The organism is Streptococcus sp. FSL R7-0212 (assembly GCF_038007985.1).
Classification (GTDB): domain Bacteria; phylum Bacillota; class Bacilli; order Lactobacillales; family Streptococcaceae; genus Streptococcus; species Streptococcus parauberis.
Window position 1 is genome coordinate 767,581 of the sequence record NZ_JBBOYF010000001.1, and the last position, 14,325, is coordinate 781,905.

The 14,325-nt window shown below is 34.7% G+C and carries 15 protein-coding genes; all 15 read left to right on the forward strand.

Features of this window, described 5'->3' with window-relative positions; translation table 11 throughout:
- Positions 1-5: 5 nt before the first annotated feature.
- The 15 genes from MKY69_RS04025 to MKY69_RS04095 all read left to right on the forward strand — a co-directional run bounded on the left by MKY69_RS04025 (position 6) and on the right by MKY69_RS04095 (position 14,323).
- Positions 6-2,555 (forward strand): phage tail tip lysozyme, encoded by a 2,550-nt coding sequence (locus MKY69_RS04025; RefSeq protein ID WP_340791008.1) that lies wholly within the window; start codon positions 6-8, stop codon positions 2,553-2,555.
- A 12-nt stretch (positions 2,556-2,567) separates the two neighbouring features.
- On the forward strand, positions 2,568-3,146 hold the full coding sequence (locus tag MKY69_RS04030; protein ID WP_340791009.1) for a helix-turn-helix domain-containing protein: 579 nt from the start codon (positions 2,568-2,570) through the stop codon (positions 3,144-3,146).
- Positions 3,139-3,771 carry a hypothetical protein gene (locus tag MKY69_RS04035; RefSeq protein WP_340791010.1) on the forward strand — a complete coding sequence of 211 codons (633 nt, stop codon included), beginning with the start codon at positions 3,139-3,141 and terminating at the stop codon, positions 3,769-3,771. Before MKY69_RS04030 ends, MKY69_RS04035 begins: the two co-directional genes overlap by 8 nt.
- Positions 3,772-3,779: 8 nt before the next feature.
- Positions 3,780-4,019, forward strand: coding sequence for a hypothetical protein (locus MKY69_RS04040; protein WP_340791011.1), 240 nt, complete (start codon positions 3,780-3,782; stop codon positions 4,017-4,019).
- Complete coding sequence (locus tag MKY69_RS04045) at positions 4,019-4,837, forward strand: hypothetical protein (protein ID WP_340791012.1); 819 nt, start codon at positions 4,019-4,021, stop codon at positions 4,835-4,837. Before MKY69_RS04040 ends, MKY69_RS04045 begins: the two co-directional genes overlap by 1 nt.
- Positions 4,838-4,866: 29 nt before the next feature.
- Entirely contained in the window at positions 4,867-5,733 is an 867-nt protein-coding gene (locus tag MKY69_RS04050; protein ID WP_340791013.1) for an LPXTG cell wall anchor domain-containing protein, read from the forward strand.
- Between the two features lie 46 nt (positions 5,734-5,779).
- Positions 5,780-6,358 (forward strand): DUF3801 domain-containing protein, encoded by a 579-nt coding sequence (locus MKY69_RS04055; protein WP_340791014.1) that lies wholly within the window; start codon positions 5,780-5,782, stop codon positions 6,356-6,358.
- Positions 6,355-8,211: a VirD4-like conjugal transfer protein, CD1115 family gene (locus MKY69_RS04060; RefSeq protein ID WP_340791015.1), complete on the forward strand. Its 1,857-nt coding sequence runs from the start codon at positions 6,355-6,357 to the stop codon at positions 8,209-8,211. Before MKY69_RS04055 ends, MKY69_RS04060 begins: the two co-directional genes overlap by 4 nt.
- A 150-nt stretch (positions 8,212-8,361) precedes the next feature.
- Positions 8,362-8,742 (forward strand): hypothetical protein, encoded by a 381-nt coding sequence (locus MKY69_RS04065; protein ID WP_340791016.1) that lies wholly within the window; start codon positions 8,362-8,364, stop codon positions 8,740-8,742.
- Positions 8,743-8,784: 42 nt separating this feature from the next.
- On the forward strand, positions 8,785-9,849 hold the full coding sequence (locus tag MKY69_RS04070) for a hypothetical protein (protein ID WP_340791017.1): 1,065 nt from the start codon (positions 8,785-8,787) through the stop codon (positions 9,847-9,849).
- A gap of 60 nt (positions 9,850-9,909) precedes the next feature.
- Positions 9,910-10,143, forward strand: a complete 234-nt coding sequence (locus MKY69_RS04075) for a hypothetical protein (RefSeq protein WP_340791018.1) — start codon at positions 9,910-9,912, stop codon at positions 10,141-10,143.
- The gene (locus MKY69_RS04080; protein WP_340791019.1) at positions 10,140-10,478 is read left to right on the forward strand and encodes a hypothetical protein; all 339 of its coding nucleotides are present in this window, start codon (positions 10,140-10,142) and stop codon (positions 10,476-10,478) included. The genes MKY69_RS04075 and MKY69_RS04080 overlap by 4 nt, the downstream gene beginning before the upstream one ends.
- A complete protein-coding gene (locus tag MKY69_RS04085) occupies positions 10,471-13,443 on the forward strand; it encodes a PBECR4 domain-containing protein (RefSeq protein ID WP_340791020.1) in 2,973 nt (990 codons plus the stop codon). Before MKY69_RS04080 ends, MKY69_RS04085 begins: the two co-directional genes overlap by 8 nt.
- A gap of 55 nt (positions 13,444-13,498) precedes the next feature.
- Positions 13,499-13,765, forward strand: a complete 267-nt coding sequence (locus tag MKY69_RS04090; protein ID WP_340791021.1) for a hypothetical protein — start codon at positions 13,499-13,501, stop codon at positions 13,763-13,765.
- Positions 13,766-13,972: 207 nt separating this feature from the next.
- A complete protein-coding gene (locus MKY69_RS04095; RefSeq protein WP_340791022.1) occupies positions 13,973-14,323 on the forward strand; it encodes a plasmid mobilization protein in 351 nt (116 codons plus the stop codon).
- Positions 14,324-14,325: the final 2 nt, after the last annotated feature.

Genomic DNA, 14,325 nt, shown 5'->3' on the forward strand with positions numbered 1-14,325 from the left:
ATAGAATGGGAATAGATAAAGATGAACTAGCTCAAAAACTTGAAGATTATCAAGATTTGTCTCCAAAGAAGGCATTAAAGGAAAGCCGAAAAGAACTAAGAGAACTTAAAGCTGATTTTAAAACGGCCAAAAAGCTTAAGGTTGATAAGGATAAAGTTGATGCAGTCCGTCAAAAATATCATCTTCAAAAGCGTGTTTATAGTTTTCAAATCAAACGAACTGGTGGTACCCGAAAAAGAAAAATAGCCAAAAGAGGATATCAGACCTCCAGACAAGTTGCTGAATCTATGGTTGGTGAGCAAGATGTTTTAAGTGATATTGCCACTAGCCGGCGTAAAATCCGACAGACCCATACCAGTATTGAACAAAGTAAAAGGATGGCTAAATACTCAAGAAAGATTGTCTCACATACAGCAGGGTCTGGATATGGTGTTATTAATAGAAGTTATAATCTTACAAAAGGAAGAGGTTTTACTAGGACACCTAAAGGGGAACGTTTAGGGGATAACCTAAGAAAGAAAATGGCCAAAAGAAGTTCTAAAATTGCTCGCTCTAAAGCAGGAAAAGCTTCAAAGGTTAGTATTAAAACTATAAAATGGCTTGCAAAGCCAGTTATAACCATTTTAGCGAACCCTCTCTCTTTAAAAGCCTATGTCATTGGTGTATTAATGTTACTTGTTATGTCTATCTTCATGAAGAACCCTACACCAATGCAACAAGATGAATTTGCTTTAAATGACTCTTGGCTTTATATGAGTAAAATTGACCGTGAGAAATCAAATGATAAGGTGGACTATTGGACTAATATTGATGATGTCATGATGTACATGAATTACCGATATGAGGACTATCAATTAAGTGATTCTTGGAATAGACCATTTATTGCAGGAGGAAGTCAAGGTAATACTTATAAGAATGCTTTATCAACCATTTGGGATTCTTTGAATGGAGATAAGGATCACTTACAAACGATGAAAGATATTTATTCTCAAAAGGGTAAAAATGCCTGGTTATTATTATCAAAAGATGATAAGGAAGAGTATGAAGAGTTGTTGAGCGAATCCAAAGAAGAAGGTTATTATAGTGATTACCAGGAGTTATCGAATCCGTTTTATAAAGAAGGAGATGCGAGTTTTAAAAATCCTTTGGTTATTTCAAAACGGTTTGGCTATAGTTCCAAAGACAAAATTTATCACAAGTCAATAATGGAAGCTAAAGCAGGTCAACAGTTACTAGCTGTTATGTCAGGTGATATTGAAGTTACACAAGACACTATTATCATTAAAACAAGTGATGCAATATTTACCTATGAGCATGTATCGGGAATACGTGTGAAAACTGGTGATAAAGTTGTCGATGGTCAAGAAATTGGAACAGTAAAAGATTCTAAAGGTCAGCTTGTGTCTTATCAGAAGCTAGAAGAAAAAGCTACCAAAACTCAAAAAGACAAGTGGACTTATGTCAACCCTGGGTTTTATTTTACGAGTGTGACTTATTCTCAAACTACTTCAGTTATGACTGATTTAAACTTAGAGGGAAGTCTAGCAAATAAGGCTAAGGCAGCCTATGACTATCTTAAGAAGAAGATACCAAATGCTACAGATAATGGTATTGCATCTTGGTTTGGTAACTTTGCGACAGAAAGTAACTTAACTGCTAAACGTGCTGAAGGGGACTTTCTAAAACCACCAGTAGGGGCTTCAGATTCATCATGGGATGATGAGTCTTGGTTATCTATAGGTGGCCCAGCTATCTATAATGGTGGCTATGCAAATATCTTACGTCGAGGGCTAGGCCTTGGTCAATGGACAGATACTGCAGATGGAGCAAATAGACATACACTCTTATTGAATTATGCTAAAGAAAAGAATAAGAAGTGGTATGACTTAGAACTGCAGTTGGATTTTATTCTGAATGGAGATAATCCCTATTATCGTGAAATCGCAAAAAACATCATCACTAATAATGATGATGTCTCCGTATTGACAAAACGTTTCTTAAATCAATGGGAAGGGAACTCTGGAGATAAACTGTTAGAGCGACAAAACAACGCAAAACAAATGCTTCAGTTCTTTAAACAACCTTTAGCTTCCCATGGGGGAAGTGGAACAATGGCCTCTTCTTGGGAGTTTCCTGAAAGCTATAGAGATAAACTAAAGAATCCCCCTTCAACTAATGCTATGCGAACACAACCTGGTAATAGCTACCCACAAGGTCAATGTACCTGGTATGCTTATAATCGTTTGGTTGAATTAGGCGAAATTAAGGATTTATCAGGTACTTATGGCTTCTTAGGAAATGGTCAGAATTGGGTTGCTTCTTTAGGCGGTAAAGGATGGGAAGTTAGTCAAACTCCTAAAGAAGGAGCAGTCGTATCTACCTTAGGAGGCTTTGATGGCACAATGGCTATGTATGGTCACGTCAGTATCGTGGAAGTCGTTAACCCTGATGGTTCATTCTTAATGTCTGAGTGTAATTACAATTTTGTTCAAGATAAAGTCCATTACCGAGTTTGTCGACCAGCACCTTATTATAGTTTTGCGACACCAAAATAGAAAGGAACTTATATGTCTGTCTTAAAGAATATTTTTAAAAAACCCGATAACAGATTAAAAGAACTAAGAAAGGCAAAGGGATTAACTCAAGCTGAGTTAGCTAAAATCCTCAACACAAACCAATCACAATACGGAAAATATGAGAATGGTAAGACAAAACTTAGCCTAGAAAATTCAAAAATATTGGCCAATTACTTTGGAGTATCAACACCTTATCTTTTAGGTTTAGATGAAACTCCAACACTAAAAGATTCAGATTCTACTCAAGATAATTTAGAATTATCAAATCTGACTCTTTTCCAAAAAATTAGTTTAAATCAGGATGCAAGTAATGCCTTTGAGGACATCATCTATTCAATACATTTGCTATCAGAACGTGATGATAAGCATTCTAAATTATATATAAGAAGTGTCACGAACTATATTTTAATGATTATCTCTTCTAAGAGTAGCTCACTTGGGAACAAATCACCCTTTCATCGTACCGAGAAGGCAGAGTTTGAGTATGAATATCAAAAGTACATTTTACCATTTGAAAAAGCAGTTCTAAAAATTGAAGTAAATCTGAAGGAGGAAAAATCTATTGATTGATGATAATAAGCTAAAAAGATATAAAATTTTAGGTCTAATCATTGGTGCAATTCTTGTCTTTATTATTGGCTATGGTTCTGGCCAAGTCAAAATAAATGCCAAGGAGGCTCCTAAAAAGACCCAAACAAAAAAAGTTGATGCTGAGACGTTGACTCAGAAGAAAGTTCAAAGCTTTTTGATAGCTTACTATACGAAGAAGGACTTAGAAGAGAATAGGAATCGGTATCAACCATTTATGACAGAATCGATGTATAACCAAGAAATCTCAAAAGAGAATGAATCTGTTAACCAAGCTTATAAAGGTTATGTTGTAGATTTCAAGTTGAAAGAGTCTGATATATATATTGATCAAAAATCAAATAGTGCTATTGCTAAAGTACGATACACGAATACCCTTTTAGCGAAAAAGAATAAGTATGAAAAAGCTCAAAAAAATGTTTCTAATGAAGCGACATTGAAAATAACATATACCCTAGATGCTAAAGGAAAGCTTAAGGTTAATCAACTTCAACCCGCTCTATTGACAATAAGTGGGCAAGAAGAAGATTATCCAAGCTATGGAAACACTCATAAAACTGAGTCATCTGATTCACAACAAACATCAGATAGTAACCAAACAGAATAGGAGAAAAGATGGCAAAAAAAGTAACCTGGCAAGAAGCCAAAAAGAAGTATGAAAAAGGACTAGAAGAACTAGATAAGCTTAAGAAACAAGAAAGTGCTCTAGTCGAAAAGAGAAAGAAACAAGAACAGTTAAGTAGAGAAGCCTATGCTAACTATATGACAATTCTCTCAGAAGACAGTCCACGTACCCAAAAAGAGATTGAAGATTTTCTTCAAGGAAGAACACCTTACTCTTCAGGAGGTGACTGATGTTTCAACTTAATATTAAAAACCAAAATCTAGTTAAAGAGTTTACCTCAAAGGATAGCCTCTTAAATTTTCTTGAAAGAGAAAATATTAAGTGTCAATCTGAAGATTTAGAAGCTATCTGCAGTGTAACTCATGCTGATAAGAACGGGGAAGTGTTAGAAACAATTTCATTTGATTTACCCTTACTCTCTGGCCAAAAAGTTGATGATCTATTACTTAAGTTTGGACAAATCAAACGAAAACATTCTCCAGTTAAAGTTAATCTTAAGAGACCTAGTTTGCCAGTTGAAAAACAAAAGACATCTTCAGAAGAAGTGCTCCTATCTAAGAAAAAATCTAATGATGCTAACTCAAACAGGAAAAAGAAGCCATTGGTGCAACTACTTTTAGTTGGTCTTACTGTTCTTTCAGTATTGTTAGCAGGGTCTAGTTTTATGACAAGTCAAATGCAGGCTAAGAAGTTGGTAGAAATCCAACAGGAACTTCATAAAAATCCTAAGTCAACTCATCAAAGCCAAGGAGAAAGCGATGTCTTCTGTCGCTATTTTCTGCCTAACTATTTTTCTGGAAATGATAAACAGATGAAAGATTTTATCGCTTCTGACAAATCAATTGAAGCGAGAGAAGGTCAAACACAGTCAGTCTTACTAGAGAAGACTAAATATAAAGAGGCTAATCAAGTATTAACTTATGTCATTGCTTTAAAAGAAAAGGAGGAATTAAAAACAGAACGTCTCACCATAACAATAAAAAAAGCACCTTCAAGCCATTATGGTTTTGAAGTAATTAAACAGCCTACTGAAACCCCATTCCCTTAGAGGAAAGCAGAATGAAAAGGAAAATTACCATGAAAAAAACAACATTACTTAGTTCAATTGCCATTGCTACAATCTTATTAGGTGGTTCTACAATACATGCTGAAGATATGGCTACAACAACTACACAACCTGGAACTGTGGTCGTTGATACAAGTACTCCGTTACCAGGTACAGGAACTACAATTGGTACTGATACAGGAAGTACACAACCAGGAACAGGTACAGTACCAGGTACTGATACAAGTACTCCGTTACCAGGTACAGGAACTACACCAGGTAGTGACACAGGAAGCACACAGCCAGGAACAGGCACAGTACCAGGTACTGATACAAGTACTCCTTTACCAGGCACAGGAACTACACCAGGTAGTGACACAGGCAATACACAACCAGGAACAGGTACAACTCCAGGTAGTGACACAGGAAATAGTCAACCAGGAACAGGTACGACTCCAGGTAGTGATACCGGAAATACGCAACCAGGTACAGGAACTACTCCAGGTAGTGATACCGGAAACACACAACCAGGAACAAGTACAACACCAGGTAGTAATACCGGAACTCCTAATTCAGGAAACGTAATAAGCAATCCTGCTCCTATAGTTACTCCAACTCCTGAAGCGCCTTTAGATTTAGGTAATAATCAAGTCATTACTGGAATCTCAGATGGTGTAGCGATACTTTCAGATGGTTCAAATAAACCTTTGAGTGAATTAGGTGCTAAAGATAATGGAGACCAAACGTACACTGTAAAAACAAAAGACAACAAATTAGTAACACTACCAACTACTGGTGAACATACTGGACTACTATTAGGCATTGTAGGTTTTGTTTTATTTATAGCAGGAGCTGTTTTGTCCTACAAGAAGAAAAAAAGCAACAATTCAGAAAACTAATATCAGTTGACCACAAATTTGTGGTCTTTTTTCATAAGGAGAAAATATGGAACAAGAACAAGCATTATTTCAATTAAAGAATATCGGTAAAGGGACTGGAGAGATTCTTTTAAAAGGTATCCTTGCTTTACTCGAAAAGTCAAAAGAAGAAGGAAAAGTGATAAGTAATGTACTATCGAAAAATGGTGAATTGAATTGGAATAAATTCATGTCTTCAGATGCTTCTAAAGAAATAAAACGATTCAGAACATCAGAAATTAATTTACAAAAGTTAAAGGAATATTTAAAGCAATATGGCGTAAAATTCTCTGTAAAGGAATTAGGCGATAATGATGTGGCATTAGCTTTTGAAGCAAAAAATAGTGATGTTATCAGGGATGCATTTGAACATTTAGTCTCAGATGTAACTGAGGTCTCAAAAGATGACAAAACCAAAGAGGCCGTCAATAGTTTAGTTAAGGATCCTGAAGCAAAGTCTTTTGATGAGAGATTAAAGAATGCTAAAGAAGAGACAGCACAAAAAATCGCAGTTAAGGAGGCACAAGAAAAACAATTGAGACAAAGTCAAGGTAAAGGAAAACTTCCGAAAAAGGATAAATTACAAGAAGAGGTTATTAAAGAATGATGAACTCAGACAATACACGTTCAAAAAAGCCTTATATTATTTTAGGGCTTTTTCTCTTCTTGATTAGTAATTACATTGTCAGAAGAGTAGAACTATCACCCGTAAACAACTTTGCTTTAGACCCATTAGGCTTACAGCGATTATCAGCCGTTTTGAAACACCCTTTTGATAATCTTGTGGCTTTTATTACTGTCAGTCCTAAATCACTATTAGGGGGTGTTTTAGGACTGTTTTTGGCTTTTCTGTTTTATTATCGAAAATCTGATTTAGGTCATTATCGTTTTGGTGAAGAACACGGTTCTGCTCGATTTGCGACAATTGAAGAATTAGCTAAGTTTAGAGATAGTGACCCAGAAAATGATATGATATTTACTCAAAATGCTTATATGGGCTTATTTAATAAAAGGCTAGAGTATGCTGTTCAACTAAATAAAAACACCCTTACAATCGGCCTTCCTGGTGATGGGAAAACAAGAGCCCTTATTAAACCTAACATTATGCAGGCTAATGCTTCTTTTGTAATTACTGACCCCAAAGGGTTACTTGTCCACGAGGTTGGTCATTTATTGAAAGAAAAAGGCTATCGTATAAAGGTTCTAGATTTAGTTACCTTATCAAATTCAAACCATTTTAATGTATTTGATTATATGACTTCTGAAAATGATATTGATAGAGTCGCAGAATCCATAGTTAATGGGACAAAGAAAACCGATAATCAGGGAGAGGATTTTTGGGCACAAGCGGAAATGTTACTAATTCGTGCTTTAGTAGGCTATCTTTACTTTAATGATAAAGTGTTGGCCCAGGATGAAAAAGGGCCAAATTTAGGCAAAATTGCGGATATGTTACGAAACTTAAAAAGAGAAGACCCTGACATTGAAAGCCCTGTAGAAATTCTCTTCAAAAATTTGGAAAAGAAATTACTAAACAACTATGCTTGTAAGCAGTTTGATTTATTTATGGCTAATTTCAAAGGTCAGACTCTCTTATCAGTTCTTGCTATCGCTTCTAGTAGATTCTCTGTATTTGATCATCAGGCTGTAAGAGATTTAATTTCAAATGATAATATGGAAATTGAAACTTGGCAAACACAAAAAACGGCAGTATTTATCGCCATTCCAGAAACGGATAAAACTTATAATTTCTTGGCAAATCTCTTATTTGTTACCATGTTAAGAGTTTTACCCATGACTGCTGATGAAATACTGCAAGGGAGAAGTAAGAATTATAAACCATCCGATTTATTAGCGATGCGCCTTCTAATGGACGAGTTTGCACAGATTGGTAAAATACCATACTTCACTGAGTCTCAGTCCTCTGTACGCTCTAGAGGAATTTCTATGGATATTGTCTTACAAGCTCTTAACCAATTAAAAGCAGTCTATAAAGATGATTGGAAAACTATTCTAAATAACTGCTCTGTCCTCTTATATCTTGGTACCAATGATGAAGATACAATGAAATACTTTTCAATGCGTGCTGGTAAGCAAACAATCCAACAACGTAACTATTCGCAATCTTACGGTCAGCAGGGGTCTTCAAGTGATAGTACACAGACAATTCAACGTGACTTAATGACACCAGATGAAGTCGCTAGGATTGGGGTTGATGAAGCACTGGTCTTCTTTTCAAAACAACATGTTTTCAAAGACAAGAAGTTCCGTCTTGAAAGTCATAAAAATTACCATAAATTAGCTGAAAGTCCTGAAGATACTGAACGCTGGTATACCTATGATATGGATAATGCGGATATTGAAGAATTTCTAGATAATATTAATAAAGCAGGTGCCGTTACAATAGAGGGACAAGAAGAAGTTGAAAGAAGAGTTGCGAATAGAACAATCTTTAATTAAGAAAGGAGTAAAAATTTGTCGAAATTAGAGCAATTAATTGAGGATTCCTTCATACAGTTATCAAAAGAGAAGAGCTCACTTTACTACTCTCAAGTAGACAGAGGCGATTCTGACATATTTAATAGAGAAGTAGAGGAGGCCTATGAAAAAATGCGACAGCTAATAGGTCTTTCATTGTTAAAGAACCAGTTGAAATTATCAGATATGCCAAGAGAAAGTCGCATGAACAGCCTTGAGATAAGTGGCTATTTTAGTATATTAGCCCACCGTTATGCTTGTGATGGTGGTGATGTTGATTACTTAACAGAAGTGTTATCAATCATGTATGATGACGCTATTTACGGCGTAATGAATGAAATTATTAATCAAAGTGAATTCCATGCTTTGATTTGTCAATGGTTAAACTATATTGACTATGATAAAATAGAGTTCAAAGGAGATAAAAACTTTGAGCGCTATTTTCAAGAACAAAAAGTAAAGCATTCAGAATTATTTTCATCTTTCGGAATGGAAAAAAACATTCATTCTTAGGTATGTTTTAAATGAACTGATTAATTAAAGGAGTATGAATTCATGGGGGTTTCAAAATTTTATGCAGTGGTAAAAAGAAAAGATGGGAATTCACAGGTTGTTAATGCATTTGAAGCCTTAGAGCTTGCTGACGATGATCCTTGGAATTATCCAGTTGATAAAAATGAAGGTGTCTTTTTTGACTTAGATACAGATTTAAAAGTCAGTCCATCTCGAGGGAGAACTAGTAGAAAAACTCATAAAAGGGGACAGCCATTTTTTCGATATTTTACTGGTGAATCTAGTCCGTTAAAAGATCAGAACGGTAGTTTCTCTTATACTCCTGAATTAATTGCTTTTCTCTCCGCATTTGAAAACATTCATAAGTTCCAAATACAAGAAGATGACACTTCCATTATTATTTTTCCGGAGAGAATTAATAAGCTTCAAAGAGTTACTTTCCCAGATGGGAGTTATTCAATACTAAAGTTTTATATGAAGTTGGATGAAACTTATCCTTACTCGACTTATTATCGTTTGAATGGTATTTTAGCAATCGAGTTTTATGTTTCTGGAAAACCTAGTCGATTGAAGCGAGCAGAATTAGCTAGAAAAGGCATACCACTTTTTGAAGCGAAAGCATTCTTTCCTAAATGGATTCAAGAATCACTTCCTGAAGAATTTGATAACATCCAAAAATTGAAAGAAATCGCTAAAGAAATTAAAATAACTTATCAAGATAGAAACTATAAACTCTTAGGAAAATTCCAAAAAGCGCATAGAATAATACCAGAAAATGAAAGGAAGTATCAGATTTTGAAGTCATTTGAAGACCAGTGTGCTGAACTACAAACTCAAATTAAAGAATTAGAAGAGTGTTACAATCAAAAAAGTGATAAAGTAAAACAATTGAGCTCACAGATTGCTCAAGCAGAAGTTCGATTACGTCACTACCAAGAAAAGGAAGAATACTATAAAAAGACGGAGAGGGAAAATCAAAGATTAAATATAGAAATTAATCAGTTAGAATCAGCTAATGCACATCTCACTAATGAAAAAAATAATGTCCAAGAAGAAAATAAGGCTCTGCGAAGTCGAACCTTTATACAAAGACTATTTAACAAGTAATATTTCGTGACTAAACAGTTCAAATAAAAGAACTGTTTTTTTTTGATGGAAAGGAAAAATATGAATTTAGAACAATTAAAACAAAGAAGAGATGAATTAATTAAGGATAATGAATGGATGGATAGGCTGATAGAAGAAAAAGAAGAAGACCTATGGGAGTTGAAAGTGAGAACAATCGCATCTTCAGAATTAGCCCGATCAGCTATGCAGTCAGCGTTACGAACAGCTGGAATTGTTGATTCCTTTTATGGTCATAAGGATAAATCAAAAGATTTGGAGGACTTTGTTGAATGATGAGAAATAATCAATCAGACCAAGTAATATCAATTGGATTTTATGAAGGGTTTTATGAGACTCTTTCAGAAGTCATACTAACTAAGGTTTTTCAGGAAAGTCAAGAAGGTCAATTTAGTCAAACTAGCCTTGAAAAAACGAAAACAGTTATTCTAGCAAAAAGCGTTTTATTGATGAAGCATCATGAATTTAGACAATTAAGTCCTTATTTATTTACATATACCATTTCTAGCGATCAACGCCCACTGGCAAAATCTATTGATGATTCTACAGAAACGTTTGATGGTGTGAAGAGATGGGCAAAGAAAATACTGGAGGAAAGTGTCCATGGCTAAAAGTATTGATGAATTAAGGCAGACTTCTATTTTAGACGTGGCACAAGATTTAGGTATGTCTCTAAAGCAGAACACAAGTCATGAGTACCAGTGGAAAGAACACGATTCTCTTAAGATTTTTGCCTATAAAAATACGTACTCCTGGTTTAGTAGAGATATTCACGGCGATGTTTTTTCTCTTGTACAAACTGTTAAAGAAGAATTGACTGGAGAAAAAGTTTCTTTTAGAGAAGCCAAACACTATCTTGAGACAGGAGAATTTAAATTATTTGAAAAGAAAGAGGCTCCGAAAGAGCCTTTTTCCTATTATCTAAAAACCTATGAAAATCCTAAATTCGAAGAGGCAAGAAACTACTTGCGAAACGAACGTGGGTTATCAGATGCTACTATTGATTTTTTCCTTGAGAAAAATGTCTTAGCACAAGCTAAGCATAAAACAGGCGACCATTTAGAAGATGTCATTGTATTTAAGACACTCGATAGTCAAGGAAACGTTTCAGGAGGTTCTTTACAAGGAATTGAGTATAATCCTACCATACACGAAAGAGGTCGTTTAAAACGACTTATGAGAGCCTCAGACGGTCTTTCAGGAATGCACGTTGATATTGGTACACCCAATAGATTAATAGTAGCTGAAGCCCCTATCGATCTCATGAGTTATTATGAACTCCATAAGGAGGATTTAGATAATATCCGTTTACTTGCCATGGATGGTTTAAAAGAGTCCACTATTGGAAGACACCTTGCTGAAGTAGAGGCGATTAGTGCTGGAAGACCAATTTCCTGGTCTATTCAAGAATTAGGACAGTCATTAACTAAAGCTGTGGAGGAAGGTTACTTTGAACGTCCAGAAAATAAAACAAAAATTACACTGGCGATTGATAATGACAATGCAGGCCAGAAATTTATTAAAAAGTTAAAGGATAGAGGAATATCTTTAACTGCAGCTATTCCTGAAATTCAAGATGGTGAAAAAAAGGCAGATTGGAATGATGTCTTAAAAAAGTTAAAGGAGAATAATATGGTTGATAATAAAAAAAACGTTCCTGACAGAAGTCAAGAACGTTTTGCTGAGAACAACATCGGGGATTTACCTAACCGAAGTCAGGAGGCAACACCTCTACCTGATGTGAAGTCACATCTTTTGACTAGCTTGTCACCAAACCAGCCTCAGTCTCAGCCTTTATTATATTTTAGCACAAGTTCTCCTTCAAAGTCAATCTATAAACCGAGCTATCATCCCATAACTGACCAAGAATTAAAAAAATTAAATCGTTATGCACCTCAGCTACAATCAATCGCAGAATGGTATCAAGATGAGTTGGCAGATAGAAAAGTTTACTATTTCTATCAAGATAAAGATGAAGTTAAATCTATGGAAGTTCAATTTCAAAAAAGAAATTTCATGCACTTAACAGGTCTTTTTCCAATAAAGGAGGGCCAGACTTCAGAGAAAACACTAGAAGACTTTGTTATTGGTCAAGGGAACTATGACAATATCATGATTACTAACAGAGGGGCTACATTTGAAAAGCTTCAAGTTCTCCCTGATTTAAAAGCAATAGTTGATTCCTCCTCATTTCTTTTTGATGACTTATCAAGTATTTCTAAGTTTCATAATATCAATACAACATCTGCTATACGGACAGACGATCAAGATTTATTAATTGCTTTTCGAACAGAGGATGGTGTGACATTCCCAGCTTCACTTTTGAGATTGAAAAAGCCCTTAAACTTACAGTTAGATACTGATGCTGAAGAAAAAGTTATTCTAGGAGTTCTCAGTCAATCTGAGACTGGTGTCAAAATCCATTCTATCAATGCAAGTTATATCCTTGATGAGGGAAAAGAATTAAAAGCTATTTTAGAAAATGGTGACCTCGAGCCAGAGCTAGAGATTGAAAATGATAAAAGTATTTTGGAAGATAAAAGCATAGAGAATAGTATTGAAAAAATTGAAGGAGGTGATGTAAGTATTAGTGATCTGATTAATCAAAAAGATACAAGAGCCTTATCAAAACATTTAAAGAAAGGTGTCAAAAACTATTTGAATTCTAAAAATTATAAACAATTTTTAACTGTTATGAGTAAGTTTCATACTTATTCGCCAAGAAATATCCAGCTTCTAATTGCACAGAATCCTACCGTTTCTCAAGTAGCCTCTTTCAAATCATGGAAACAAAATTTTGAAAGAAGTGTTAAAAAAGGAGAGAAAAGTTTACGGATTTTTGCTCCAATGACAATCAAAGAAAGAGACCAAAAAACTGGTAAAGTTATCCTGGATAAAGAGGGAAAAGAAAAGACAAAAACTATTTTTAAGTTGGTTCCTGTTTTTGATGTTGCACAAACTGAAGGTAAAGAGTTGCCTAGAATGGTTCATGAATTAGAAGGAACTCATGAGCAATACGCCTCAATTTATCGAGCAACAAAAACTTTTGCAGAGAGTCAAGGTGTAACGTTAACTTTTGATAAAACCTTAACAACTAGCAATGGTTATTATTCACCAAAGAATAAAACGATTGTTATTAAATCAGGTATGTCAGAACAGCAAACACTGAAAACAATTTTTCATGAATTGGCTCACATGCACCTAAAACATGATATCGGAAATATTAATCGCAGTCATGCAGAACTACAAGCAGAGTCAGTTGCTTATGTAGTGGCAAGTCATTTTGGATTTGATACGAGTGACTATAGTTTTGGTTACTTGGCTTCCTGGAGTCAGGATAAAGAAACACTTGAACAACTTGAGAATCAATTAGTCGTTGTACAAAAGGAATCAAAAGAGTTGATTCAAAATTTAGATGCTAACTTAGAAAAACTGTTAAATAAATCTTCAAAGGAAAATTCATTTGAGAATAAACTTAGGCAAATGAAAGAAGTGAGCTTGCAGTACGTCAAAGAAAAAGAGAAGGAAGAACAAGCTTCAAAAAAGTTAGAGAGCGACAAGGAGAAAACCAAGTAGACCTTGTCACTCAATTAAAACTAAAAGCAACTCAAAGTAGAAGAGGAGAAAATTAATGAAAGAAATAGAAGAAGTATTATTATCACAAGTGACTTATCTATCGAAGTCATCAGAATTGATTGTTGATACAAATAAGTTATCTTTTAGTAGGAAAGCTATGATTGCTGAAGTTGAAACTGATTACCAATGGCTGAAAGAAAGTGACTCAGATTTAGCAGATAGTTATTTAAAAACAAGTGAATACTTATCAAGCTTAACTGATGAAACTTACCAATTATTAGTTGATAAGCTTGTTCGTTATGGAACTATTGTTGAAGAGTAGTTTCTATAAAAAGTGCGAAGCACTTAAAAAGGGGATTGGGGATTTCCCCAAAAACATGAAAAAAGATAACCTCTCAAATTTATCAAACAGATAAATTTGAGAAGGGTTATTCTTTTGAATTTCGTATTTGTATATACAAATGCTATGCTTGCCAGAGGAAGAGGTTAAAATGAGAAGTTCAAAAAGATAGAATGGAGATTACTAAAAATGAGGTTAGAAAATTCACGAAGCAGACACATTCAAAAGTTATTCTGGGTAACTGAAGAAGAGAATATAAAAATTAAAAAACAAATGAAGGTGGCAGAACTCGAAAACTTTTCCAACTTTGCAAGACTTATGCTAACAACTGGTCAAGTGACTGTTGTTGACTTTGAAGGTTTAATTGATTTTAAAAAAGAGGTCAATCGAATTGGTGTAAACATCAATCAAATAGCTAAGGGTGTGAACTTGGGTGATGAAGTTTCTGTCGAAGTTTTAGAAAAGTTATTGAATGAGGTGAAAGATATTGATACGAAACTTCTTGAACTCATTAGTCACTTTGAAGCTCAGGGAGATTAATA